The sequence below is a fragment of the Streptomyces venezuelae genome (assembly GCF_008642375.1).
In the GTDB taxonomy this organism is placed as follows: Bacteria; Actinomycetota; Actinomycetes; order Streptomycetales; family Streptomycetaceae; genus Streptomyces; species Streptomyces venezuelae_G.
In genome coordinates, this window is the sequence record NZ_CP029194.1 from 8,423,968 (window position 1) to 8,449,224 (window position 25,257).

Annotated in this window: 17 protein-coding genes; 6 read left to right on the plus strand and 11 right to left on the minus strand. The window is 69.7% G+C overall.

The genetic code is table 11. The annotated features are described in order from the left end of the window. Nucleotides 1-260: 260 nt before the first annotated feature. From DEJ46_RS38250 to DEJ46_RS38265, 4 genes are all read left to right on the plus strand, one after another. Complete coding sequence (locus DEJ46_RS38250; protein ID WP_150273760.1) at nt 261-2,174, plus strand: ricin-type beta-trefoil lectin domain protein; 1,914 nt, start codon at nt 261-263, stop codon at nt 2,172-2,174. 48 nt (nt 2,175-2,222) lie between these two features. Further along, the gene (locus tag DEJ46_RS38255) at nt 2,223-5,336 is read left to right on the plus strand and encodes a glycoside hydrolase family 3 protein (protein WP_150273766.1); all 3,114 of its coding nucleotides are present in this window, start codon (nt 2,223-2,225) and stop codon (nt 5,334-5,336) included. A gap of 153 nt (nt 5,337-5,489) precedes the next feature. After that, nucleotides 5,490-7,631 (plus strand): SpoIIE family protein phosphatase, encoded by a 2,142-nt coding sequence (locus DEJ46_RS38260; protein WP_190623101.1) that lies wholly within the window; start codon nt 5,490-5,492, stop codon nt 7,629-7,631. Between the two features lie 303 nt (nt 7,632-7,934). Beyond that, nucleotides 7,935-8,339: a hypothetical protein gene (locus tag DEJ46_RS38265; RefSeq protein WP_150273770.1), complete on the plus strand. Its 405-nt coding sequence runs from the start codon at nt 7,935-7,937 to the stop codon at nt 8,337-8,339. Here the strand turns inward: DEJ46_RS38265 and DEJ46_RS38270 are convergent. The 11 genes from DEJ46_RS38270 to DEJ46_RS38320 form a co-directional block, all read right to left on the minus strand. Next, nucleotides 8,282-9,169: a LysR family transcriptional regulator gene (locus DEJ46_RS38270; protein ID WP_223835405.1), complete on the minus strand. Its 888-nt coding sequence runs from the start codon at nt 9,167-9,169 to the stop codon at nt 8,282-8,284. The two genes, DEJ46_RS38265 and DEJ46_RS38270, sit on opposite strands and share 58 nt — an antisense overlap. Before the next feature lie 109 nt (nt 9,170-9,278). Further along, the gene (locus tag DEJ46_RS38275; protein WP_150273772.1) at nt 9,279-10,958 is read right to left on the minus strand and encodes an AMP-binding protein; all 1,680 of its coding nucleotides are present in this window, start codon (nt 10,956-10,958) and stop codon (nt 9,279-9,281) included. Further along, nucleotides 10,955-12,811 (minus strand): FAD/NAD(P)-binding protein, encoded by a 1,857-nt coding sequence (locus DEJ46_RS38280; protein WP_150273774.1) that lies wholly within the window; start codon nt 12,809-12,811, stop codon nt 10,955-10,957. The genes DEJ46_RS38275 and DEJ46_RS38280 overlap by 4 nt, the downstream gene beginning before the upstream one ends. Further along, nucleotides 12,808-14,100 carry a methylaspartate mutase gene (locus DEJ46_RS38285; RefSeq protein ID WP_150273776.1) on the minus strand — a complete coding sequence of 431 codons (1,293 nt, stop codon included), beginning with the start codon at nt 14,098-14,100 and terminating at the stop codon, nt 12,808-12,810. The genes DEJ46_RS38280 and DEJ46_RS38285 overlap by 4 nt, the downstream gene beginning before the upstream one ends. Further along, a complete protein-coding gene (locus DEJ46_RS38290; protein WP_150273778.1) occupies nt 14,097-14,573 on the minus strand; it encodes a cobalamin B12-binding domain-containing protein in 477 nt (158 codons plus the stop codon). The genes DEJ46_RS38285 and DEJ46_RS38290 overlap by 4 nt, the downstream gene beginning before the upstream one ends. Nucleotides 14,574-14,679: 106 nt before the next feature. Continuing rightward, entirely contained in the window at nt 14,680-15,099 is a 420-nt protein-coding gene (locus tag DEJ46_RS38295; RefSeq protein WP_150273780.1) for a cupin domain-containing protein, read from the minus strand. Then, the gene (locus tag DEJ46_RS38300) at nt 15,099-16,595 is read right to left on the minus strand and encodes a vanadium-dependent haloperoxidase (RefSeq protein WP_150273782.1); all 1,497 of its coding nucleotides are present in this window, start codon (nt 16,593-16,595) and stop codon (nt 15,099-15,101) included. Before DEJ46_RS38300 ends, DEJ46_RS38295 begins: the two co-directional genes overlap by 1 nt. A 69-nt stretch (nt 16,596-16,664) precedes the next feature. Beyond that, nucleotides 16,665-17,303 carry an HD domain-containing protein gene (locus DEJ46_RS38305; RefSeq protein ID WP_150273784.1) on the minus strand — a complete coding sequence of 213 codons (639 nt, stop codon included), beginning with the start codon at nt 17,301-17,303 and terminating at the stop codon, nt 16,665-16,667. A 61-nt stretch (nt 17,304-17,364) separates the two neighbouring features. Next, complete coding sequence (locus tag DEJ46_RS38310; RefSeq protein WP_223835406.1) at nt 17,365-17,844, minus strand: HPP family protein; 480 nt, start codon at nt 17,842-17,844, stop codon at nt 17,365-17,367. A 935-nt stretch (nt 17,845-18,779) separates the two neighbouring features. Then, nucleotides 18,780-19,907, minus strand: coding sequence for a hypothetical protein (locus DEJ46_RS38315; protein ID WP_150273788.1), 1,128 nt, complete (start codon nt 19,905-19,907; stop codon nt 18,780-18,782). A 208-nt stretch (nt 19,908-20,115) separates the two neighbouring features. Further along, complete coding sequence (locus DEJ46_RS38320; RefSeq protein ID WP_411757806.1) at nt 20,116-22,176, minus strand: discoidin domain-containing protein; 2,061 nt, start codon at nt 22,174-22,176, stop codon at nt 20,116-20,118. Between the two features lie 344 nt (nt 22,177-22,520). On the opposite strand from DEJ46_RS38320, the gene DEJ46_RS38325 reads away from it, so the two are divergent. After that, nucleotides 22,521-23,888, plus strand: coding sequence for a GH1 family beta-glucosidase (locus DEJ46_RS38325; protein WP_150273791.1), 1,368 nt, complete (start codon nt 22,521-22,523; stop codon nt 23,886-23,888). Then, on the plus strand, nt 23,885-25,132 hold the full coding sequence (locus DEJ46_RS38330) for an MFS transporter (RefSeq protein WP_150273793.1): 1,248 nt from the start codon (nt 23,885-23,887) through the stop codon (nt 25,130-25,132). Before DEJ46_RS38325 ends, DEJ46_RS38330 begins: the two co-directional genes overlap by 4 nt. Nucleotides 25,133-25,257: the final 125 nt, after the last annotated feature.

The window sequence follows — 25,257 nt, forward strand, 5'->3', positions numbered from 1 at the left end:
GCCAGGAGAAGCCGTGATCGTCGAGAAGGTAGTGCGGACATCGATGTCACCGCCGACGGTCGGGTGTGTCGTGGACGGCAACGAACAGTGCCATTGTCTGGACCAAGCCGACAAGACCTTGAGTCGAATCCGCTCCCAAGCGGTTTTATTCGTTCGGGAGTTGTATGCGGGAGGGGTTGACGTGCCTGGGGCACCTCCATAGCTTCACACCTTAAAGAAAGAGCGAAGGTCCGCGCTCCCCCCACTGAAAGGTCTGTCAGGTGCATTACAGGAACAGCTCCTGGTCCGGCCCCCGCCGCGGGCGGCGCCCCCGCCGTCTCGCCGCTCTCGTGACCGGTGCCCTGCTCGCGAGCGGCCTGGTCATGACCGGTCCCGGCGTGGCCGAAGCCGCCGGTGAGCGCGTCGACGTCTGGCTGACCACCACCTCGGACGCCGGCGGCCGTACCGTCACGCGAGGTCTCGCCCCGCAGCCGCCGATCGCCTTCGGCCCCGCCGGCGGCAGCGCGAACCGCACCATCACCGTCGACGAGAACACCACCTACCAGCAGTTCGAGGGCGGCGGCGCGTCGATCACCGACACCACCGCTCACCTCCTGCGCGGCGGCGCGATCAGCACCGCCACCCGCGACGAGGTCATGCGCAGGCTCTTCTCGCCGACCGACGGCATCGGCCTCTCCTTCGTCCGCAACCCGATCGGCGCGTCCGACCTCTCCCGGCCCGGCAACATCTCCCTCGACGACACCTGCTGCGACCTGAACGACTTCGGGGCCAACGGCTACGACACCGATGTGCGGCTCCTCACCGTCCAGGCCAAGCAGCTCAACCCGGCGATGCGTCTCAAGGGCGTGCCCTGGAGCGCCCCCGGCTGGATGAAGGACAACGGCCGGATGGACCAGATGGGCTGGCTGAAGTGGGAGTACTACCCGCTCTACGCCCAGTATCTGGTCAAGTACGTCCAGAGCTACCAGGCGGCAGGCGTCAAGGTCGACTACCTCTCCGTGCAGAACGAGCCGAACTGCTGCCAGGCGGGCAACCCCACCGCCATGAACTACCCGGGCATGAGCTGGAACCCGTCCGGCCTCGTCGAGTTCACCAAGAACCACGTCTACCCGGCCTTCCGGGCCGCCGGGATCACCACCAAGGTCCTGGTGCACGACTGGAACTACGGCGACTACGCGAACTTCGGCTCCGGCGTCCTGAACGACGCGGGCGTGCGCAACGACCCGCTCTTCGGCGGCATCGCCTGGCACGGCTACGCCGGTGACCCCGCCGTCGGCAGCCAGGTCCACGACCAGTACCCGACGGTCAAGCAGTTCAGCACCGAGCACTCCGGCGGCACCTGGGTCGGCAACCAGCACAACGAGGACCTGAAGGACATCGTCGACTACGCCCGCAACTGGAGCAGCAGCCTGACGAAGTGGAGCCTGGCCCTCAACCAGGACATGGGCCCGCACAACGGGGGATGCGGCACCTGCACGGGGCTGATCACGGTCCAGGAGGGCGGCCCGCGCGCCGGGCAGGTCGACTACACGGTCGAGTACTACACGACCGGCCATCTCACCAAGTTCGTGCGCCCCGGCGCGTACCGCATCGCCTCCACGGCCGACTCCACCGTGCAGAACGTCGCCTGGCGCAACCCCGACGGGTCCAAGGCGCTCATCGCCCACAACGGCGGCGCCTCCGCCCAGTCCGTCCGCGTCGACTGGGGCGGTCAGTCCTTCACGTACACCCTGCCGGCCCGCACCACCGCCACCTTCACCTGGTCCGGTACGACGACGAACGCACCCGCGGGACCGCTGACCGGTCTCGCCGGGAAGTGTCTGGACGTGGCCGGCGCGGCCACCGCCGACGGTACCCCGGTGCAGCTCTACACCTGCAACGGCACCACGGCCCAGCGGTGGACCCTCGCCGCCGACGGCACCGTCCGGGCGCTCGGCAAGTGCCTGGACGTGACCGGGGGCGGGACCGCCGACGGCACCAAGATCCAGCTCCACACCTGCAACGGCACGGGTGCACAACGCTGGTCGTACAACGCCGCGACGCACGACGTCGTCAACACGGCGGCCGGCAAGTGCCTCGACGTCACCGGCAACGCCTCGGCGGACGGGACCCGCACCCAGATCTGGTCCTGCACGGGCGCCGCCAACCAGAAGTGGACCCACCAGCCCTCCTGACGAAGCAGCAGCCACCACCCCGTACCCCTCTCTCCAGGAGACCACCGCATGCCACATCCGCACCCCCTCCGTCGCAGGAGGGCCCGCGGCGCCCCGCCGCTCGCCGTCACCGCCGTGACCGCCGTCCTGGCCGGACTGCTCGGCGGAGCCGTACCGAGCGCCACCGCGTCCGCTCCCGGGGCCGAACCGGCGCCCCGGGCCGTCGACCGCTTCGAGGGCGAGATTCCCTTCGCCGGACCGCCCGCCGAGGGCCTGTTCACCTGGGGCAGCGACACCGACGACCACCCGGAGCTCACCCTCGCCGAGCGCGCCGACGCCCCCGAGGGCGCCAAGGTCCTCGAAGGGCGCTACGACATCAGCGGCTGGGGCGGTTTCACCCACGACTTCGCCTTCGACAAGCCGGCGCACGACTGGACCGCGTACAAGGGCATCCGCTTCTGGTGGTACGGCCAGAACACCGCCCCGCTGCCCCCCGGCTCCGGCAAGCGGATCAACTTCGAACTCAAGGACGGTGGCGCCAACGGCGAGGCGTCCGAGCTCTGGACCACTTCCTTCACCGACGACTGGGAGGGCTGGCATCTCGTCGAGATCCCCTTCTCGGAGTTCCACTACCGAGCCGACTACCAGCCGGTCGGCGGCATCGACCAGGTCCTCGGCCTGGACAAGATGTGGGGCTACGCGCTCACGCTGCCCACCGGCGCGCCGGGCGGCCGCTTCGCCGTCGACGCGATCGAGCTGTACGGCAAGGCCGAACCGGCCCTGAACACCAAGGTCGTCACAGGCGCCGTGGTGCACCCGGTCGACGAGGGCGGCACCGCCCGGATCGACGTCTCGGTCGCCACCACCGGCTCCCAGCCGACAGGCGAACCGGTCACCGTCGCGTACACCACGGACGACGGCGGGCCCGCGCGGCCCGGCACCGACTACACCCCGGTCAGCGGCACCCTCGTCTTCCCCGCCGGGACGCCCTCCGGGACGACCCGCTCGATCACCGTGACCACCCTGAAGGACGAGTCCGGCGAAGCGGCCGAGACGATCCCGGTGAGACTGACGGTCGACGGTGCGAAGGCGCCGACGGAGACCCCTGCCGTCGCGGTGAACGCGCACGGACTGCCCTACCTGGACCGGCGGCTTCCGGTGAAGAAGCGGGTCGCGGACCTCCTCTCCCGGATGACGCTCCAGGAGAAGGCCGGCCAGATGACGCAGGCCGAGCGCAACGCGCTGCGCTCGCCCGGCGACATCGCGGGCTACGGCATCGGCTCGCTGCTCTCCGGCGGCGGCTCGGTTCCGACTCCCAACACGCCCGAAGCATGGGCCCGGATGGTCGACGCGTACCAGCTGCGAGCCCAGGCCACCCGCTGGCAGATCCCGCTGATCTACGGCGTGGACGCCGTGCACGGGCACAACAACGTCATCGGCTCGACGATCATGCCGCACAACATCGGCATCGGCGCCGGACGCGACGCCGCCCTCGCCGCCCGCACCGGCGCCGTGACGGCGAAGGAGGTCCGGGCCACCGGGGTGCCCTGGGACTTCGCCCCCTGTGTGTGCGTGACCCGGGACGAGCGCTGGGGCCGCTCCTACGAGGCCTTCGGCGAGGACCCGGCGCTCGTCACCGCCATGGAGACCGTCATCGACGGGATGCAGGGCGCGCGGGACGGCCGGGACCTGGACCGGAACGACAAGGTGCTGGCCACCGCCAAGCACTTCGTCGGCGACGGCGGGACGGCCTTCGGCTCGTCGACCACCGGCTCGTACACGATCGACCAGGGTGTCACCCGGGTCACCCGCGAGGAACTGGAGGCCGTGCACCTCGCGCCCTTCACCGAGGCCGTCAAGCGCGGCGTGGGCACCGTCATGCCCTCGTACTCCTCGCTCGACGTCCTCGGCGACGACCAGGGCCCCGTGAAGATGCACGCCAACGCCGAGATGATCAACGGAGTGCTCAAGGACCGGATGGGCTTCGAAGGCTTCGTCATCAGCGACTGGCAGGCCATCGACCAGATCCCCGGCGACTACCCGAGCGACGTGCGGACCTCGGTCAATGCCGGTCTCGACATGATCATGGTGCCGACGAACTACCAGGAGTTCACCAGGACCCTGGTCGCCGAGACGGAGGCGGGCCGCATCGCCACCGCCCGGATCGACGACGCCGTCGCCCGGATCCTCACCCAGAAGTTCCGGCTGGGCCTCTTCGAGAAGCCGTACGCGGACACCACGCATCTGGCCGGCGTCGGCTCGGCGGAGCACCGCGCGGTGGCGCGCGAGGCGGCCGCCGCCTCACAGGTGCTCCTGAAGAACACGGGCGGCGTGCTGCCGCTCAAGCCCGCCCAGAACGTGTACGTGGCCGGCTCGAACGCGGACGACCTCGGCAATCAGGCCGGTGGCTGGACCGTCAGCTGGCAGGGCGCCTCCGGCCGGACGACGACCGGCACCACCATCCTGGAGGCCATGCGGAAGTCCGCCGGTCCCGGGGCCGCGCTCACCTATTCCAAGGACGCCTCCGCGCCCACCGCGGGCCACGAGGTCGGTGTGGTCGTGGTCGGCGAGACGCCGTACGCCGAGGGCATGGGCGACGTCGGCAACGGCCACGACCTGGAACTGAGCGCGGCGGACAAGGCCGCCGTCGACCGGGTCTGCGCCGCGATGCCCTGCGCGGTCCTCGTCGTCTCCGGCCGCCCACAGCTCATCGGGGACCGGCTGCCCGCGATCGACGCCCTGGTCGCGTCCTGGCTGCCGGGCACGGAGGGCGACGGGGTGGCCGACGTCCTCTACGGCCGCAAGCCCTTCACCGGTCAACTGCCGGTGAGCTGGCCGAAGTCGGAGAGCCAGCTGCCGCTGAACGTGGGCGACACGCGCTACGACCCCCAGTTCCCGTACGGCTGGGGCCTGACCACGCTCCGCGCCGCCCCGCAGGGCGGCGAGCCGGCCCTGCGCGCGATCGGCCTGGCCGCCCGCGCCCTCCAGAAGGCCGGGCAGGGGAAGTCCGCCGCGGCAGCCCGACTCGTGGGCCGGGCCCGGCTGATCGTCCAGGACCGCATCGGCCAGAACATCACCGAGCGGTCGGCGAAGCCGTTCGCCGACGCGGACCATCTGCTGCTCGTCGGCGACCCCGCCGGCGCGGTCGGCAAGCTGACCGAGGCATTCCGCGCGGCGCGCTGAACCTCCCGGAATACGGGTGCGGCCCGTGGCCCCGCACAAGGCGGAGCCACGGGCCGCTTCCGTCACCCGGATCACCCGTTCACTCCACTGCGGTGGCCGGGTGGGCGGGGCGGGCGTTGCATGGTACGCAGCGCAGTCCACCCGTCTCGTCGAATGGGCGTTCACACAGTGGTCGGTGAGGATCATCCGGACAGCCGGTCCGTCCCCGAGGGGCTGGGGGACGCCGTGCTGGACGCGCTCTTCTCCCAGTCGCCCGTGGGCCTGCACGTGTACGACCGGGAGCTGCGTCTGGTGCGGGTGAACACCGCCGCCAGGCTGATGCGGACGTTCCCGATCGACCGGCTGCTCGGCCGTACGCTGCCGGAGCTCCTGCGTTCCTTCGACATCACCGACCCCGCCGCCGTGGAACGGGCCGCCCGCCGGGTGCTGGAGACCGGCGTGCCCGAGCTCGATCTGAGCATCCGGTTCCGCGACCGCCGTGTCCCCCCGGTCGAGACCGTCTCCTCGGTGTCCGCGTTCCGCCTGCAGCGGGCCGACGGCACCGTGCTGGGTCTGGCCGCCGCGCTGACCGACATCACCGCCCGGGTACGGGCCGAAGCGGAGGTGCGTCTGCAGAACGAGGCGGCCGCGCGGATCGGAACGACGCTCGACATCTTCCGTACGGCGGCCGAGTTCTGCGAGGTCGTCTCGCCGGCCCTGGCCGACACCGTGACCGTCGACGTCTACGACGTCGTCCTGGGCGGCCGGGCTCCCACCGCGGACGCTCTCGACCGTGATCAGACTCTTCGACGCGTGGGGTACCGCTCGGTCGCCGGACCGGACCGGCAGGGCGTCCCCGCCGTCGGCGAGGTGGACGTGTACCCACCCGGCACGCCCTACCGGACCGTCCTGGACACCCTGGCCCCCAAGCTGATCCGGCGACTGCGCCCGGACGCACCCTGGCTCGATCTCCGGCGCCGACGAGATGCCCGGATCCTGGGCGCGGGGGCGCATTCCATGCTGCTGGTTCCGATCCGGGCACGGGGTGTGGTGCTCGGCCTGGCCTGTTTCTACCGCTGGCGCGAACCGGCACCGTTCGACCACCGGCACCTGAGGCTCGCGCAGCAGCTCACCACGCACGCGGGCCAGTGCCTGGACAACGCTCGCCTCTACGGGCGTGAGCGCTCCGCCGCCCGCATTCTGTCCGGCGGTTTCGCCCACGCGCAGGCATCCGCGGTCACGGCCGTCGAACTGGCCCGCACCCACCTGCCGGCCGGCACGGGCGGCGGCTGGTCCGACGCCGTCGCCCTCTCCGGATCCAGGGTCGCCCTCGTGGCCGGGGACACCACCTCCGGGACATCACGTCCGGCGGCGATGAGCGAGCTGCGTGCGGCGATCGAGGCGCTTGCCGACCTCGACCTGTCGCCGGACGACATCCTCCAGCGTCTTCACGACCTCGCCAGTCGCCCGAGCACTTTGCCGGACGCAGCCGAACCCGATGCCGGTGACCAGCCGCCCGCCACCTGCCTCTGCCTCGTCTACGATCCGGTCTCCCGCCTGTGCTCCGCGGCGAGCGCGGGACACCCGTCACCGGTTCTGGTGCATCCGGGCGGAGCCGTAGAACTGCTCGACGTCGCGGCAGGGCCACCACTCGGGCAGGGCCTCGCGGAGTACAGGCTCACGGAACGCGTCCTGCCCGAGGGGAGCACCCTGCTGATCTGCAACACCGCTCTGCTGGCCGCGGCCGGTGGCCGGGAGTCGATGCTGAGCCGGTTGACCGACCTGTTCGCAGAACCGCAGCCCTCTCTCCAGGCCGCGTGCGACACGTGCGCCGACGCCCTCGCGCCCGAGCAGCCGTCTCGGGACGCCTATCTGCTGCTGGCCCGCACCCGGGTGCTGGACTACTCCCGGACGAAGGCGTGGACCTTCCCCAACAGCCCGGAGAGCGCCGGGCAGGCTCGGAGGACGGCCGTGAGTCAACTCGCGGAATGGGGACTGGCCCAGGAGGTCATCGACGACACCGCCCTCGTCGTCAGTGAGCTGGTCACCAACTCCGTGCGCTACGCGAAGGGGCCGATCCAGTTGCGCCTCATCCACGACGGCACGCTCGTGTGCGAGGTCACCGACGACAGCAGCGCCAGTCCGCACCTGCGCCGTGCCCTGGACACGGACGAGAACGGCCGGGGCCTGTTCATCACCGCCCACCTCACCCAGCGCTGGGGCGTGCGGCCCTCTGGACGAGGCAAGACCCTCTGGGCGGCACGAACCCTCCCAGTGACTCCGGCCTCCGGTCACGACGCTGCCGCCGCGGAGTGACTGTCGGGCCACCGCCCCGTCTGCTGGTGGTACAGCAGTGGCGTCCGCGCCGACCAGCGGAATCGACAGGCGGATCGCCCCGCACGATGGACGAGCGGCCCCTCCTGGAGCAGGTGGGGCCGCTACGGGGCGTAACTATCGCTTGTGCCCGTGCCGCACGTCGAGGCAGAGCGCCCAGATGTCGGAGTAGCTCCGTTGAGGTGGGGGCCGCCCGCGGTCGCCTTGCTGAAGTCGGTCGTGGTCACGTCCCGTGGAGGCCGTGTTCGGGCCGCTGACCTCGGCGAAGCGGACCGTCGTGGAGACATGCTTGAGGTCGATGTCGTCCGTGCTGCACTCACCGGACCGTTCTCCGCCGACGGCGCGCTCGCCCTGTCCCTCTGCGGCGTACGGCTCGACGGCCGGTTCGCCGTCCGCGACACCGCCGGACCCGTCGTCCCGGGCGACGGAAGCTCGATCACCGGCCCCGTCACCCTGGTGGCCAACGTGGGTGGTACTGCCTTGAGCGGCACCACCGTCGACGGACTCTTGAGGTGCGAGGACAACACCTCGGCCCCGGACCTGCACAGTCCGAGCGTCCGCGCACCGTGCTCGGCGGCGGCCGTCCGTACCGTGCCGCATCAGGCGCTGAGGGCCTCCTTTCCGCCTTCCGGTCAGCTCCAGTTGCGGGCGTTCTTCAGGAGTGTGCTGTGGACCTGGGAGAGGCGGTAGTCGGACAGTGACCCTGGATGGACGGCGAGATAGAGGGTGTTGATGGGTGGTATTTCGGGTTCTATGAGGATGGTGATGGCGCCGGAGGCGAGGGCTGCGGAGCACAGGCATTTGGGCAGTACGGAGACGCCGGCGGAGGAGATGACGGCGGCGAGGATGCCGCGCAGGTCGGGGATGACGGCGGTGATGGGGCAGTCGGGTTCGCTGTTGAACACGGTCTGCCAGTAGAGGCGGATCAGTGGCATCGTGTCGGCGTAGGCGATCATCGGTGCTTTGCGGATGCTGTGTTGGTCGACGCCGGAAGGGAAGAAGTCTTCGACGGCTTCGGGTGAGGCGACGAGGATGAGTTCTTCGTCGGCCAGGGGTGCGGTTTCCAGCCCTCGGCGGGAGGGGCGGACGGTGGAGACGACCAGATCGAGGAAGCCTTCTTCGAGCTGCGGGAGGAGTTCGTGGCTGGCGCCGATGGACAGCCGGATTCCCAGGCCGCCGGATACGAGGCTGGAGATGGCGGGGACGACCCGGGCGGCGGTCAGTTCGGCGGTTGCTCCGATGCGGATGGGTCGTTCTTCGTCGGCGTGGCCGAAGTGTCGGTGGATCGCGGAGTTCAGGCCCTTGAGTGACGTCTGGACGTCGCGGGCCAAGACGGACCCGCTGGGGGTGGGAAATGCCCCTTTGGCGGTCCGTTCGAACAGTGGGCGTCCGAACTCCTGCTCAAGGTTGCGGATCTGCTGGGTGACGGTTGGCTGGGTCACGCCGAGGTGGCGTGCTGCTTTGGTGAAGGACCCGGTCTGGTACACAGCCATGAAGGTTTGCAGCCAGGTGAGTTGCATGAGGATCCGGCCCCCGTGCCGGATTGCGCATGGCGCGCCGCGCGGCGTGGTCCATGCTGAGCCCGTGGCGGTCCATCCTCAGGGCGGAGAGGGCCGCCACGGGCCGTTCCTATTCGACAGTCCAGGTCTCCCTGGTGCTCTCGTGGTGCCCGTTTCGCAGAACGCTTCGCTGGATCTTCCCTGATGCGGTCAGCGGGAGTTCCTCAGTGAACTCTACGGCCTTGATCATCTTTTCGTCCGGGAGTTTCTCGGAGACGTGGGCGAGGATCTGCCGGGCGGTGACCTCGGTTGCGGTCCATCCGGGGGCCAGCACGATGTGCGCCTTGGGGATGAACATGCCGATCGGGTCGGGTACGGGGATGACGGCCGCGGCGGCCACAGCGGGGTGGGTCAGGGCTGCGGTCTCCAGTTCCAGGGGAGAGATGCGATGGTCGAAGGACTTGAACATGTCGTCGTCGCGGCCCGAGTAGTAAAGGGCGCCGTCCTCGTCCTGGGTGACGATGTCGCCGGTGTGGTAGATGCCACCGGCGAATGCGCGGGCGGTTCGCTTGCCGTCGTCGTGGTAGCCGGCCATGACTCCGGCGGACATCTCGGACAGATCCAGGCACAGTTCCCCGGGCTCGTCCTCGCGGACCGGGTTGCCGGTGGCGGTGTTCAGGACAGCGGGCCGGTAGCCGGGCATGGGCCATCCCATGCTGCCGGGCTTGCCTTCCCGGCCGGGGGGGATGCCGATCTGGCAGGTGGTTTCGGTCTGCCCGTAGCCGTTCCTGAGGGTGATGCCCCAGGAGTCACGGACGGCGTCGACCAGATAGGTGTCGAGGGGCTCTCCGGCGGAGGTCGCGGAGGTGAGGCGGCCGGGCGGGTTTCCGAGGCCGTGGGCGAACATGGCCCGCCACACGGTGGGAGGTGCGCAGAAGCTGGTGATGTCGTGCTGGTGGAGGGCGCGCAGGATGCGGTGGGGCTCGGGGTTGGGCTGGGAGAAGGCGACTGCGGTGGCTTCGGCGTTGAAGGGGACGAAGAAGGAACTCCAGGCGTGCTTGGCCCAGCCGGGTGCGGCGATGTTGAGATGCCGGTCTCCGGGCTGGACTCCGTTCCAGTACATGCCGGACAGGTGCCCGACGGGGTAGCTGGTGTGGGTATGGATGACCATCTTGGGCCGGGAGGTGGTGCCGGAGGTGAAGTAGCAGAAGAGGGGGTCGTCGGCGCCGGTGTGATGGACCGGTTCGTAGGGCTCGTTCGACGCCTCGTAGGAGGTGCAGTAGTCGAGCCAGCCTTCGGGAACGGGGCCGTCGGTGCAGATCCCGGTGAGGTGGCCGGAGATTCCTGCGAACTTGGGGGCGAGCTCGGCAGAGGTGACGACGTGGCTGACGCCGGCGCGTTCGATGCGGTCCTTCAGCTCCGTGGGAGAGGCGGTGGGATAGGTGGGGACGATGATGGCGCTGACCTTGATGGCGGCGATCATCACCTCCCACAGGGGCAGCAGGTTGTGCAGCGCGATCAGGACGCGGTCGCCGCGGGCCACTCCGTGTTCGGTGAGCCAGTTGGCGACCTGGTCTGAGCGCTGGGCGAGTCGGCGGTAGCTGGCGGCGTCGTCGGTGACGGTTCCGATCAGATGGAGGGCGGTTTGGTCGTTGTCGCGGGCGATGACGTCGAACCAGTCCAGTGCCCAGTTGAAGCGAGGGATCTGAGGCCAGGTGAACTTCTGCCGTGCGGCATCGAGGTCGTCGCGGTGCTCCAGGAGGACGTCGCGGACGGCGCGGAACGTCCGGGTGGCGCAGGGGCTCCTCATCGGATGCTTCCCATCATGGTGACGGATCGGGGGACGGAGGTCTCGGTGTCGTCGTCGAGGGCGGCGAGCATGGACTGGGCGATGGCATCGGCGTCCTGCTTGAACAGGGTGTTCAGGCCGGGCTTGCCGGAGCCGACCTGGGTGAACCAGCGGGTGTGCTCGGTGGGGATACCCAGCGCATACAGGTCGGCGTGGACTTCCCCGTCCGCGCCGATGACATGGAAGGGGGCGTGGGTGACGTTCAGTCCGCCGGTCGGGGCGGGGGGTGCAGTGCCGGGTCCGGTGCGGAAGAACTCGGAGACGATGCCGGTGGAGATGAGGGAGAACGTCAGCTCTGAGGTGTCGCGGTGCAGGTCGGGGGTGGGGATGCGGGCGTCGATGAGGGCCGCGGCCCACTTGACGGCTCCGCGGACCTGCGGGGAAGTGATCTTGAACAAGCCCTTGGCGTCGTCCTCGGTGAACTCGGTCGCGGGGCCGATGACATCGACGTGGCCGGCTTCGATCAGGGCGTAGAGCTGTTCGACGCGTTCGGCCGGAGGCCCCGCGGACAGCAGAGAGTTGACGGGCAGGAACCGGCGGTTGAAGTCGTCGTCGTGGGAGGCCGGGAGCAGCCCGTTGTAGTCGACGGCTTCGCGTACGACGTTACGGATGTCTCGCAAGACGTCGAGGGCTGCCTTCAGCGGTCCGCGGGCGTTGCCGAGCCCGGCATCGTCCAGGTCGGCGCGCATCGTTTGCAGCAGGTGGGTGCGGAAGTGGCCGGGGCTGGAGAACGTCTTGCCGGCGAACGGGCGGGCCAGCTTGTGCAGGTCGAGTTCGGGGAGGCTTCCCACACCGCCCTGAGCGCGGTGGGTGTCCTGGTAGACCTGGTCGACTTCGCGCATCAGCAGCGGCCAGACATCTTCCGCGAAGGACAACTGGTCGTTTCCAGTGGTCTCCCGACGCCGGGCGCGGGCGGCCGCGACGGCCTGCTTGGTGAGGTGGCGTGCCTTGTGGGTGTGGTCGGGTCGCTTCTGGTTGACCCCCCGGGCGGGGATGGGCAGGCCGGAGCGTGATCCGGCGACGATGTAGGGCTCTCGGCCCGAGGGGATGTAGGTCATGCGGTCGCCGTTGGTCTTGAACGTGCCGCCGCGCCCGATGGTCAGGGACAGCATGACGTCGTAGAACGACAGGCCGAGTCCGCGGATGGCGACCGTGGAGCCGGCCGGGATGGCGCGTTCGCTGAGGTCCATGTCGGCCGCGGAGTCCCCGCACTCGTAGTGCGGGCCGTCCGCGTTGCGGGCACAGAAGTCGATCATGCGGCGTTCGAACGGGTCGGGAAGGTTCTTGGGGTGCCCGGTGGCCAGCAGGACGTGGTCGGCCGCGATCACGTACGGGGAGCGATCGACTTCGACGAACCATCCCCCGGCCGGGCGGGCGGCGAGGGACTTGACGCGGGTGCGGGTGGAGACCAGCTCCACGCCTTCGGGGAGGTGCTGTTCGATGCTGCGGTAGACGTCGCGCAGGTAGTGACCGTAGGTGCGGCGCGTGGCGTAGTCGTCCGAGCCCAGCGAGAGGATGTCGGCACGGCTGAGCGACCACTCGTCCAGCGCGGGGCCGGCGCCGGGCCGCCACGGGCCTTCGTCGGGGGTGCCGGAGTACATGGTGATCTGCCCGGCGACGGTGTTCATCGTGTACCAGTCGTCCTGGCTGGTACGCCAGATCCGCCCGGCGCCGATCTCGGTGTCGTCGATGGCGTGGATGCGTACCGGCCGGTTGGGCGGGGCCTCGGCGAGGCGGACGGCGAGGCGTTCGAGGACGGAGATGCCGCGCGGGCCGGTGCCGATGACGGCCAGAGTCAGGGGCTGCATGGTCATGAAGCGTCCTTTGCTGCGGAGGTGAGGGCGAGGCCGCGGCCGGTTTCGAGGTGCGGGGCGTCGTAGCGGCGCTGGACGTTCCCGAGCATCGTCAGGAACCCGTCGGCGGTCAGCCGCTGCCTGGAGGCCGGCCGCTCCACGGAGATGGGCATCGATCCGGTGGTCAGCCACTTCAGGCGGCCGTCGGGGGCGATGTAGGCCCGGGTCTTCTGGGCGTTGTCGGCATGGAGGCAGTACGGCACGTCGAGGTAGCCGCGCTCGAACGCCGTCAACAGTCCCTGGCCGACGTCGTCGGAAAGGTCCAGGACCGCTTCGACCAGCGCGCGGGCCTCCTCGTACAGGCCCTCCTGGGCGGGCCCGAACACCAGAGACTGCTCCTGCGATGCTTCGGATGCGGTTTCCAGAGCCTCGATGTTGTCCTCGACGGTCGGGATCCGGTGCGCTTCGGCAGGGGTTTTGACGATCATCCGCTCGATGCCGGTGGACTTCGCCAGCAGTGCTGAGGCACGCAGCAGGTCGAGGGCCCCGCCGTGGGTCTGGGGGAAGACACCCATGTAGGTGTAGAGGACGACGTGCCATTGCGTGCCGCCCAGGTATTCGGCGGCCAGGCGGCGCAGGGCGGCGATGGCTTCGGCGTCCTGGTCGAGGTGGGTCTGCTGCGCGTAGGACAGGGAGATGCTGGTGATGCCGTGCTGGCGGAAGAAGATCCCTTCGAGGAGGGAGATGGCGATGAGGAGGCTCGGAGGGCAGAGCTGTCCCAGCATGCAGCCGCCGAAGCTTTCCAGGTGCGCGCCGGGTACCTTCTCCGCGAGGAGCTCGCAGCTTTTCGCCCAGGCGTCGTGTGCTTGTGTGAGGGGGGTGCGACTGTAGGGCAGGCAGTAGGAGACGGGTCCGCCCTCGGTGGCGTTCAGACCGGCGTCGATGAGCCCCTGGACGATCCCGGCCGGCAGCGGCGACCCGTGGCGTACCTGGATCGCGAACCCCGGCGCATCCAGGCCGGCGAGCATGGCCCGGGTGACGCCCGCGCCGTGCGCGACGATCGGGAACCCGTTCAGGTCGCTGCCCTCGTCCAGGGCCTTGCGCGCGGAGGCGTGGTCACCGACGCGGGTGTAGCTGTCGAGGGTGATGGTCCCCACCGTCGTCGCCTCGGCCCGGGAGACCGCGTACAGCCCCTGCCGCATCTGGGAGACGGTCGGCATCCCCATGCGCGGCTGCACCACCAGACGGCCCTTGCGCGCGGCCCGGGCGACGGCATCACCGAACAGCGGCGCGACGTGTTCGCTGCTCATCCGGTGGCCTCCAGCTCACGCCGCCGGCCGGGCAGGGCGAGGTAGTTCCGGAAGGCGTCGATGCCCTGGCGGTCCTCGAAGACGGCGGTGAACCCGGCGTCCATCAGCTCAGGGCCGGCCTGGCCCCCTTCTCCGGCCTTGATGTCGAGCTTCCCGCCGATGACGACCGGAAGTTCCGCGAGGTCGACAAGGGTGCGCATGCGGGTGATGAGGCGTCTTCCGTCGAGGGCGCCGTGACCGTTGACGCTGGAGATGACGACCATGTCCGGCCGGTGGCGGCGGGTTTGTTCGATCAGGAGGTCATCGGGGACGCAGGAGCCGATGTTGATGACCTCGTGTCCCATGTCCTCGAGGAGGATCTGGAGGAACACCAGATTCCAGGTGTGGGAATCGGATGAGGTGGAGGAGACCAGGACACGCCGTTTCGGATCCCGGTCGGGATGGATAGCCTGTGCGGGCGCAGGAAGAGTCATGCTCCGTGCTTCCACTCGTCATGGTGTGGGTGGTGTGGGTGGGTGTGGCGCGCAAAAGAAGGGGCTGTGCCCCGGGGTGCGACCCGGAGCACAGCCCTTCGTCCCGTCAGGACGCGGCGGAGACGACCTCTCGGATCGGCTTCTTCGGGGCACGGGGGCTGGCCGGACGGGTCCGGACGGCGAGCACGGTGCAGCCGGAGCCGGACGACATGCGGTGCTCGGTGCCGGGGCCTTCGACGACGAGGTCTCCCTTGAAGTAGGACACGCCGTCGCTGTGGTCGAGCTGGCCGTCCAGGACGAGCATCAGCTCGTAGCCCAGGTGCTCGTGGAAGTCGCCGTGGGCGGTCGGCGGGAAGCGCAGCAGCAGGCCCACCGAGTCCTCGCCGGTCGCCTCGTCCGGTGCCCAAAGGACGTGGTGGTCGACGCCGATCCGGCCGGGCTCGGACCACGGGGTCCAGTCGATGTCCTTCAGCTCGAATCCGGAGCGGAAGACGTTCCTGATGTACTTCAATGCCTCTGTGGCCATTACTGCTGCTCCTTGGTGCGGGTTCCGTTGAAGTAGGACAGGGAGACCTTCCACACGTCCTTGGCCAGGACGCGGCCCTGTTCGTCGGCGGAGTCGTGGTCGAACTGCCAGTGGGCTCCGCCGTAGATGCGGGAGTCGCCGACTTCCTTGGCCGCTTCCGAGAAGGTGTTCCACTTCAGGTGGACGTCCTTGGACGGCATACCGGGCTCGATCTTGGAAGAGCCGGCCTTGATGACGCCGGTGTTTCCGTAGCGGTCGGAGCCGGTGTAGAGCTTGAGGGTCTCGGCGGCGACGGCGGTGAAGCCGGTGTGGCCGGAGCCGTAGGCGGCGAACGCGGGTGTCTTCAGGTACGGAGTCCAGGTCTCGCCCTTGATGGTCCGGGTGCCGTTGCCGGGACCGGCCCAGCCCCGGATGTCCTTGCCTGCCATGGCGTAGCGGATCATCGTGATCGGGCGGGCGTAGTCGTGGGTGACCTTCGTCATCCAGTCGACGACGGACTCGTCTCCCTCGGCGAGGTTGAGGGCGAAGAACATCTTCACGTCCTCGTCCAGGGTGTGCCTGTCGCGCTGGGAGACGAACGCGGCCCACTCCTGCGGGATGGAGGAGGAGGTGGAACCGGGGTACTGCCAGTGTTCGGCGATGGCCTTCTGACGTTCGGTGAGGCTCGCGTTGACCTTCATCTGCTCGGCGATGGCCCTCCTCGCCTCCGCGCTGCCGTACTTGGGCGGCTTCGGGGACAGGTAGGTCCTGGAGTCCTTGACCGCGTACGGCTTCCCGGTGGCGAACTGCGGGGTCAGGAAGTTGTGCACCATGCCGTCGGGCGTCTTGAGCGGCGCCCACCGGTCGGGGTACTTCAGGGCGTCCTTGTCGAACTTCGCGATCTCCTGGGGCGGGTTGACCGGTGTGTAGTAGCCGGCGGGGACCTTGTACGGCGGATCGGCCTTCTGGTTGCTGCCGTCGTCGGCGCGGTCCTCGATGACCGCGTCGGCGGCCTTGAGGGCTACGTCCTGCGCCGATCCGGCCTTGGGGTTGTCGGTGTAGGCGAGGGTGTAGCCGAGATCGGTCAGCTTTTTGTCGAAGGTCGCCTTCTGCTCGGGGAAGAAGTCCGTCAGAACACGGTGGGCGGCATAGCTGATCGCGGCCTGCTTGTTGGCGTCGGTGCGTTCGGCTGCCGGTCGGCGCAGGTCTGCGCCGTACTGGGTGCCGACGGCCTTGCTGTCGTATGCGGCCCAGGCGTCGTACATGGCCATGTGGATGACGGCGAAGGCGCGGGCGCCGACGGGCGGGGAGGTGGGGTGCATCTTCCCGGCCTGGGCGGTGCTCAGGGCACCGGTCATCGTCCTGTTCCACTGGATGACGACGTTGGTGCTTCCGGCCGTCGCCGACGGCTTGTCCGTGGCGGGGGGCGCAGCGTTGGCGGTCAGGGTGACCGTGCCGGCGGTCAGGGCGACGGCGGCGGCGATGCCGACGCTCCAACGGATGCGGGTTGTCGACATGCGGCGGTGCTGGGTACTCAAGGTGTCCGTGTCCTCAGGGTTGGCGCGTGATGGGCCTGGGCGGGAGGGCTACTCGGGCCAGGCGGAGCTTTCGATGACCTGAACGAAGTTGGGCCGTACGTAGCCGTCGGTGAAGCGCTCCAGGACGTCGGCCTTGACATTGCCGAAGGTGGTGGCAGGGCGGCGGGTGATGCCGTCGTTGAAAGCCTGGAGGATCCGGCGCTTGAAGTCCGGGCGCGGGTGGGCGGCCGTGACGGCGGCGCGGACCTCGTCCGACACGTCGTGGTAGCCGATGCCCAGGACGTCGAGTTCGACGCCGGCGGTGACCAGGGCGACTTCGGGGGCCATCAGGGCGGGGATCTCGGGGGTGGTGTGCAGGGCGATGCCCTCCCACACCAAGCGGGCCTTGTCCTCGTCGATGCCGTGGGAGAGAAGGAACTTGCGGGCCTCGTCGGCGCCGTCGATCTCGAACCGGGTGCCGTTGTCGCGGTAGGGCTCTGTCAGCCCGAGGTCGTGGAACATGGCGCCGACGTAAAGGAGTTCGGCGTCGAAGGTGAGGCCGCGGCGGCCTCCCTGGATCGCACCCCAGATGAACACGCGGCGGGAGTGGTGGTAAATCAGGTCATCGGTGGCCTCGCGGATCAGCTCGGTCGCCTCCTTGGCGATCTGGCTGTCGGGGAGGGCGATTCCGGCGATGGTTTCAGGCATGGGGGTACCTCGGTTTCTGCCCTGCATGGGGCAATGGGGTGAACAAAAGGGATGGCGGGGTCTACCACCAGTAGGCGGGGTAGACCGCCTGGGCTTTGACCCGGCCCGCTGCGGCGCCGACGGCGACGAGGATGACCGACGCGAGCGCGAGCAGCGGCAGGAACACCAGTGCGTCCGGCGCTGTCGCGGCGACGATGACAGCGGTGGCGGCGGCGGGGGAGTGCGGGGTGCGGGCGATCATCATCACGCCGAGCGCCAGACCGCCGGCGACCGCCGCGGACCAGACGGAACTTCCCGCTACCGCGAGGACCACGAAGCCGGTGATTGCTGAAAGGAGCTGACCTCCTACCACGCTGCGGGGCTGGGCGAGCGGGAGGGCGGGCGCCCCGTAGACGAGTGCTGCGCTTGCCGCGAGTGGCGGGATCAGCAGGACTTGCCCGGTGGCCTTGCCTACTGCGACCAGGGCGACCAGCCCGATCACCGCCGCTGCGGTGGCGGAGGCGATGACGTTCCATGAGGCCCTGGGTGGTGCCTTACTCACAGGGACAGATACCACCTTTCGGATGCCGGTGTCTTTTTCAACCGGACACGGGAACGCTAATTCGCGTGCAACTCCAAGCTCAAATACGTCCATACATGGGGCCCATAAGCCCACCGACCCCTAAAGGATCTCTATGACGGGGGTTGCGATCACCTATGGTTCCCTCCGTCACAGGGGCAACGACGTTCATGGTCCGGTTGACCGGCTGCGTTTCCGTGCACGTGCGCGCACAACAACGACAACAGGGCCTCCCCGCATCGCTCAGCGAACCTTTTTCATCCTCTCCATGAGGGGTATGAGGAGTCGTCAGCTGAGGTGACGCAGCGGAGCCCCGGTTGTCGGCGAGCGTCGTGGTCGGCCAGTCGGCCCTCATCGGCAAGAACAATTCGAGTGCGGAGACGCCACCTGCACACGCGCAGGGCTGCGCGGCACTCCCCTCGGCGACCCGCCGCCGGGGACCGTGCCGCCCGGCGCGGGCGTCAGCATCGCGATCGCCCCGCTGTTCCACGGTCCGGGGCTGGACCACCCTCTCCCGCGGCAGGGGGATCGCGATCGAGACGGCGTACGTCATGGGGGAGCTCTTCAGGTTCCTGAGTGAACGGGCGACTCTGCTGATCTCTCAACCGCACGAGGGACGCCCTGGCAAGGTCACCGCCGTTCGCGGGTGGTGAGAAGGTTCTTACGGGCACCCGAGTACCGACGCCGGGGCCACGGACTTCAACGGCTTCCGGGACCCGACGGCAGGGCCCCGGCATCACGCCGACGGTCCCGGTCGTCGGGCCGCTCGGCCCAAGGTTCGTGTTTCTCCGGCGTCACCGACGCCCCCGGTCAGGAGCCGTTCGGCCCGAGGACGGTCAGCACACGGCACCTCCGCGCACCGTCGCCGCCGTCCACGAGGCCGAAGAGGCTCCGCCCGGCTTCCCCAGCGTGCCGGGTCAGCGACGGATGCCCGCGTACGCCGACGGGGAGATTCCGCCCTCCGCGCCCTCGGCGCCGCCGACCGTCCAGACCCGGCCCGTCGCGTCGGTCGCGGCGCCGTAGAGGTACCCGGCTCCGCGCGGGTTCTCTGTGCGCTGGAGCCGGCCGTCGGGTCCGAGCGTCAGGACGTAGTTCCCGGCCGGGTTGACGTCGGGGTTCAGGGTCTCGCCCACGATCACCGGGCGGCCGGACCCGTCGAAGGCGATGTCGAACAGCTGGCCCGTCTCGGCGGGCGTGCGGACGGTGGACCAGGCGCGGCCGTCGAAACGCACGACGACGGGACGGCGCCACAGGTTCTCGTCCCGTATGTGTCCGACGGCCCAGATGTCGTTCGCGGACCGCCTCTCGATGCCGTCGAACATGACGCCGTCGAGCCCGCTCGGCAGCTGCTGCTTCGTCCACGACGTGCCGTCGAACCGCGAGACGCCGTCGCCGATGGCGAGGGCGACCCCGCCGGGTTCCACCTCAAGCTGGGAGACCCAGTTGAGCCCGGTGTCGGCCGGCAGCAGGATCCATCCGCCGCTGCCGTCCGCCCTGCCGCGGAACAGGGCCGGCCGGTACTCGCCGGTCGCGTCGGTGTATCCGCCGTGCACCCAGACCGCACCGCGCGCGTCCACGTCGACGGCCGACAGCGACGTGCCTTCCGCCCCCGTCGGGAAGGGCAGCTCGACCGCGCTCCAGGCTTTGCCGTTCCAGCGCTGGAGCAGCGCGCGCCCCTGGTCCCAGTCGGCTTCGCCGACGGCTTCGTAGCGGGTGCCCACGGCCCACACCTGATCGGGCGCGCCGACGGCGAGGTCCTCCAGGCGGCCGTGCTCGGCGGGCTGCGGGGGAGCCTGCCAGCCGGTGCCGGTCCAGCGCAGCGCGACCGGGGCGAAGGGCCGGGTGGTCGCGTCGTCGTGCTTGCCGACGGCCCAGGTCGCGCCGCCCGCGGTCTCGACGTCGAACAGCACGCTGCCGTTGCTGCCCGGCGGGCTGACGTTCCGCCAGTTCCGGGTCTCCGCGGCGGCAGGGGCCGCGGCGACGGCGACGAACGAGGCGAGGCCGACGGCGACGGCGGTGGCCGCACGGGGCAGGGAGAGGTTCATGACGGGATTCCTCGCAGGGAGTCGGGTGTCGTACGGGTGCTCATCTCCTTGACGCGCCGGCCCACGGAGGATGTTTCACCTCTTTGAAACAGCTCAGGGCAGAGCGCGAGCCGCTCTGCGTGGCGCGCCCGGAAGCCGGCCGGGGCCGGCCCGATCAGGAGAGCTGATCGGACCGGCCCCGGCCCTGGGCACCGCACCCCCGCTGCCGTCAGTCGCTGTAGACGCCGACCTCGTGGAGCGAGTAGCCCCACTGGGTGCCGCGCTGCAGCCCCTGGATCCGTACGTAGCGTGCCGGGGTTCCTGCGAACCGTGCCGTGTCCAGGCCGCCGTCACCGGTGGTCGTGGACCAGGCGGTGTGCCAGTTCGCACCGTCCGGCGACAGGTCGATGCGGTACGACTTTCCGTACGCCGCCTCCCAGTCGAGGGTGATGCGCTTGACCAGGTTGGCGGATCCGAGGTCGATCTGCAGCCACTGGTTGTTGTTCCACTCGCTGGCCCAGCGGGTGCCCTTGTAGCCGTCCACGGCCCGGCCGGGTGCGAAGCTGACGAAGGGGTTCCACCATTCCGACGTGGAGGCCGAGGCGGCCGCGCCCGAGGCGAGGTTCACCCCGGACTTGTGCTTCTCGGAGTTCCCCCAGGTGCGGAGGTAGGACTCGGCGCCCGCGAAGAGGTCGTCCACGACGTCTTGGCCGCCGACGATCCGGATGTCCTCGATCCAGTCCGGGACCATGCCGTAGTGCGCAGCGCCGTCGGTGTTGAAGTCCCACGTGCGCTCGCCGGTGGTTTGCTTGTCGATCACCGAGCCGCCGTCCGTGCTGCGGAAGGGGTACTTCACCGGGTTCGAGGTGTCCCCGCCCCGTGGGCCCGGCCAGCCGCCGACACCGTTCATGTCGGTGCCGTAGCCGTAGCCGACCCCGTACTTCTCGCGCAGGGCGTCCGTGCGCCTGGCCTCCGTGCTGAACGCCTCGGATCCGCTCATGTACCGGCCGATGAACCCGCCGAGCTTGTAGAGCCGCTCGGTCCAGCCCAGGTCCATCCAGCTGTGCGAGGAGATGATGCCCGGGTACGACTCGGATTCGAGGATGTCGAAGGCCTGACCCGCGGCCTTGACGCTCATGTGGTCGATCTCCAGCATCATCTTGCGCTTCATCATGCCGCGCACCGCGTACTCACCCAGGGCGGTCAGCCCGCGGGTGTTGCACTGCGCGTCCGAGGCGTACGTGGGGACTTCCTCCCCGGCCGGCAGTTGCTTCTCCGCCTCCGAGGCCACCGCGTTGCCGATGGGGTTGTCGTGCTGCGGTCCGCGGCAGGTCTCCGTCTTCCAGTAGGTGCCGGTCGACAGGAACTGGCCCACGTTGATGGCCGTACCGAGGGCGCCGGAGTCGAAGCGAACCCCGCACAGGGCGTTGTCGAACTTGTGGCACAGGAACATGCTGCGCACGCCCAGCTTGTGCAGCTCGTCCAGGCCGCGGTCGATGTCCGCCTTGGAGCACTGCGCGATGTCCAGGATCTGCTTGCAGCCGAACGGCTCGGAGGTCTCGACGCCCAGGACGACGGCGAGTTTGCCCTGCTCGATGACCTCGCGGGCCTGCGCGCTGTCGGTGACGATGCGGAACCAGCCCTTGCCCGGGCCGCCGTGCATTCTGTCGATGTAGGCCTGCATGTCGTACGTCTTCTGCGCCTGGAGACGTATGGAGGTCATCTCGTCGCAGCCGCGGTCCTTGAAGAAGTAGACCGAGCAGATCAGGCCGTTGGTGACCAGGTCGTTGACCAGCACCCGCTGGCCGCCGCGCCAGGCCCGCTCGATCCAGGCGTAGTAGTTCTGCTGGTGGGTCAGCGAGTCGTGGGCGGGCCAGTCCTTGAACGTGGGCCAGCCGTTGGGATCATGCTTGCCGTCCCCGCCCTTGGTGATGAAGTCGAAGACGGCGAGCGTGCCGTCGGGGTAGTGCTCGGGGCAGTCCTTCAGCGCGTCGGCGACGCCCTGCTCCGAGAACGGCTTGCCGCAGATCAGCCGGCCACCGAAGCCCTCGTTGGACGTGATGTGGTCGTGGGCGTCGACGAAGCCCCTGACGCGCCCCTGGGCGTCGGTGCCCTTGAAGGGCTCGCCCGTGACGTCGATCCGGGAGTCGGGTGCGGGCCGCGCGGCCGGGGTCCACCAGTCGGGCTCGGCCGCGGAGCTGGGCATCGGGCCGATGAGCAGGGTGATCACGGCGAGGAGAAGTGACACCACCGTGAGGGATCTGAGTCTGCGGCGCTGAGGTCGAATCATGGCCATCACCATCACTCACCCTTGGTTGACATGCCCCGTTAGGTTACTGGCGAGTTGAGAGTCGCGACCGCCGTCGGTGAAGTCAATAGTCCGGGACAACTGACCTGATGATTCCGGTGAACTCATGCCCCGGTGTCGCCAGTTGAGGGGCCGGCGGAGAGTCGAGCGGTCCTGGGGCCGAGTCGGGACGGCGGGGCGTGGCCTCATCCGACAGAAGTTGAGGATTGTTCACTTTCCATTGACAGGGCGGGCCCCGGGACCCGAAAGTGCCTGGAGCAGCTGGCCCGACAGCGCCCCCGCACCCGTGTCGGGGATCCGCGTTCCCCCGACCGAAGCGAGTCCGCATGACAGCGCCCGTGCCCGAGTTCCCGGCAGGCTTCCTCTGGGGAGTCTCCGCCTCCGCCTTCCAGATCGAGGGCTCGCCCACGGCCGACGGCCGGGGCCCCTCCTCCTGGGACGCCTTCACCAGGGAGCAGGGACGCGTCAAGGACGGCTCGCACGCGGAGGTGGCCACCGACCACTACCGCCGCTACCGCGAGGACGTGGCCTTGATGGGCGAACTCGGCGTAGATGCCTACCGGTTCTCGGTCTCCTGGTCCCGCGTCCTGCCCGACGGCCACGGCCCGGTCAACCGCGCGGGGTTGGACTTCTACGACCGGCTCGTCGACGAGCTGTGCGCCGCGGGGATCGCCCCGGTGCCCACCCTCTTCCACTGGGACACCCCGCTCGCCCTGGAGGAACGGGGCGGCTGGCTGGAGCGCGACACCGCCGAGCAGTTCGCCGCCTATGCCTCGGTGGTCGCGCAGCGCCTCGCCGACCGCGTGCCCATGTGGATCACCATCAACGAGCCCGCCGAAGTCACCCTCCTCGGATACGGTCTGGGCGAACACGCCCCCGGTAAGCAGCTCGTCTTCGACGCCCTGCCCGCCGCCCACCACCAGCTCCTGGCTCACGGTCTTGGTGTACAGGCCCTGCGCGCGGCGGGTGCCCGCCAGATCGGCATAGCCGCCTCGCACAGTCCCGTCTGGACCGCCGACGACAGCGACGAGGACCGTGCCGCCGCCGAGCTGTACGACACGCTCACCAACCGCCTCTTCGCCGACCCGATCCTGACCGGCACCTATCCGGACGGCCTGGATTCCCTCCTGCCCGGCCCGGTGGCGGATGACCTCAGGACGATCTCGGCCCCGCTGGACTGGTACGGGGTCAACTACTACAACCCGATGCTCGTCGGCGCGCCGACGCCGGCCGGCGCCTCCGCCTTCGGCGGAATCGAGATCCCCTCCGGACTCCCCTTCGCCCTCCGGGAGATCGAGGGGTACGAACGCACCGACTTCGACTGGCCGGTGGTCCCGGACGGACTGCGCGAGCTGCTCGGCACCCTGCGCGAACGTTACGGCGACCGGCTGCCGCCCCTGTACATCACCGAGAACGGCTGCTCGTACGGCGACGGGCCGGACGCCGGCACCGGCAGGGTCGAGGACGCGCGCCGGATCGCCTACCACGACGGCCACGTACGCGCCTTGCACCAGGCGATGGCCGAAGGGGCCGACGTACGCGGCTACTTCATCTGGTCGATCCTCGACAACTTCGAATGGGCGGAGGGGTACCGGCAGCGGTTCGGGCTCGTCCACGTCGACTACGAGACGCTGGCGCGGACGCCCAAGGAGTCCTACGCCTGGTACCGCGACCTGATCAAGAGCTGCAGATGACCGCCGAGCCGAAGGCCGCGGTAGCCGTCGATGCGGGCACTGCGCCCGGCGGCCGGTGGGTGAGCGCGCTGTCCCTCGCCAACCTCGGGGTGTGGGTCGGCTGGTTCGGCCCGCTGCAACTGCTCCTGGCGCGCCAGGCCGAGCACCTCACCCCCGACCACAAGGCGTCCACTCTCGCCCTGGTGACGGGACTGGGGGCGACCGTCTCGATGGTCGCCAACCCCGTCTTCGGAGCGCTGTCCGATCGTACGACGGCGCGCACGGGCCGTCGGATCCCCTGGGTCGTCGCCGGGGTGGCGGGCGGGGCCGCCGGCCTGGTGGCCCTTTCCCTGGCGGCGAGCGTCACGGCCGTGATCGCGGGCTGGTGCCTGGTCCAGCTCGCCCTCAACGCGGCCTTCGCCGCACTCACCGCCGCCGTCCCCGACCAGGTCCCGGCCCGGCGGCGCGGCATGGTCGGCGGCTGGCTCGGGGTCTCCCAGGTCGTCGGCATCCTGGTCGGCACGGCGCTGGCCACCGTCGCGGGCGGGATCACCGCGGGCTACCTGGCCTGCGCGGGCTTCTCGGTGCTCGCGGCCGTGCCGTACGTCCTGATGCGGCGCGACTCGGTGCTCGCCCCCGCCGCCCGGCCGGCCTTCCGGTGGCGGACCTTCCTCGCCGGCTTCTGGATCGACCCGCGCCGCCATCCCGACTTCGGCTGGGCCTGGCTCACCCGGTTCCTGATGAACCTGTCGTACTCCATCAGCACGATGTACCTGCTCTACTACCTGACCGACGCGGTGCGCTACGGGGGCGACGCGGACACCGGCGTACTGATCCTCACGGCGCTCAACGCGCTCACCCTGCTCTCCACGGTGGTGATCAGCGGCATCCGCTCCGACCGCAGCGGTCGCCGGAAGTCCTACGTCATCCGGTCGGGGCTGGTCATCGCCGCGGCCACCCTGCTGCTCGCCGTCTGGCAGACCTGGCCCGGCGCGATCGTCGCCTCTCTCGTCCTCGGCCTCGGCTTCGGCGTGTACACGGCGGTGGACTTCGCCCTGCTCACGGACGTGCTGCCGACCGCGCAGGACCGGGGCAGGGACCTGGGCGTGATCAACATCGCCAACGCACTGCCCCAGGTCCTGGCCCCGGTGATCGCGGCCCCGGTCGTCACCCACCTCGGCGGATACACAGCCCTCTACGCCCTCGCGGGCGGCCTGGCCCTCGCGGGCTCGCTCCTGGTCCGCCGTATTCGCTCGGTGCTCTGAACACGACTTCCGCGCCGACCTCGATCCTCCCCGTCGGCAGGATTCGCCGTCGGTTGATCCTTCGCGGCCACCGGCCGCGTCCGAGGGACTCGCGTTGACGCCGGAACGGCGTCGAATGCACGTGA

What these genes read in the sequence shown, in the direction of transcription:
- DEJ46_RS38255 (WP_150273766.1), top strand. Translation starts at nt 2,223, where the DNA reads ATGCCACATCCGCACCCCCTCCGTCGCAGGAGGGCCCGCGGCGCCCCG.
- DEJ46_RS38260 (WP_190623101.1), top strand. Translation starts at nt 5,490, where the DNA reads ATGGGCGTTCACACAGTGGTCGGTGAGGATCATCCGGACAGCCGGTCC.
- DEJ46_RS38265 (WP_150273770.1), top strand. Translation starts at nt 7,935, where the DNA reads ATGCTTGAGGTCGATGTCGTCCGTGCTGCACTCACCGGACCGTTCTCC.
- DEJ46_RS38270 (WP_223835405.1), bottom strand. Translation starts at nt 9,169, where the DNA reads ATGCAACTCACCTGGCTGCAAACCTTCATGGCTGTGTACCAGACCGGG.
- DEJ46_RS38275 (WP_150273772.1), bottom strand. Translation starts at nt 10,958, where the DNA reads ATGAGGAGCCCCTGCGCCACCCGGACGTTCCGCGCCGTCCGCGACGTC.
- DEJ46_RS38280 (WP_150273774.1), bottom strand. Translation starts at nt 12,811, where the DNA reads ATGACCATGCAGCCCCTGACTCTGGCCGTCATCGGCACCGGCCCGCGC.
- DEJ46_RS38285 (WP_150273776.1), bottom strand. Translation starts at nt 14,100, where the DNA reads ATGAGCAGCGAACACGTCGCGCCGCTGTTCGGTGATGCCGTCGCCCGG.
- DEJ46_RS38290 (WP_150273778.1), bottom strand. Translation starts at nt 14,573, where the DNA reads ATGACTCTTCCTGCGCCCGCACAGGCTATCCATCCCGACCGGGATCCG.
- DEJ46_RS38295 (WP_150273780.1), bottom strand. Translation starts at nt 15,099, where the DNA reads ATGGCCACAGAGGCATTGAAGTACATCAGGAACGTCTTCCGCTCCGGA.
- DEJ46_RS38300 (WP_150273782.1), bottom strand. Translation starts at nt 16,595, where the DNA reads ATGTCGACAACCCGCATCCGTTGGAGCGTCGGCATCGCCGCCGCCGTC.
- DEJ46_RS38305 (WP_150273784.1), bottom strand. Translation starts at nt 17,303, where the DNA reads ATGCCTGAAACCATCGCCGGAATCGCCCTCCCCGACAGCCAGATCGCC.
- DEJ46_RS38315 (WP_150273788.1), bottom strand. Translation starts at nt 19,907, where the DNA reads ATGAACCTCTCCCTGCCCCGTGCGGCCACCGCCGTCGCCGTCGGCCTC.
- DEJ46_RS38320 (WP_411757806.1), bottom strand. Translation starts at nt 22,176, where the DNA reads ATGATTCGACCTCAGCGCCGCAGACTCAGATCCCTCACGGTGGTGTCA.
- DEJ46_RS38325 (WP_150273791.1), top strand. Translation starts at nt 22,521, where the DNA reads ATGACAGCGCCCGTGCCCGAGTTCCCGGCAGGCTTCCTCTGGGGAGTC.
- DEJ46_RS38330 (WP_150273793.1), top strand. Translation starts at nt 23,885, where the DNA reads ATGACCGCCGAGCCGAAGGCCGCGGTAGCCGTCGATGCGGGCACTGCG.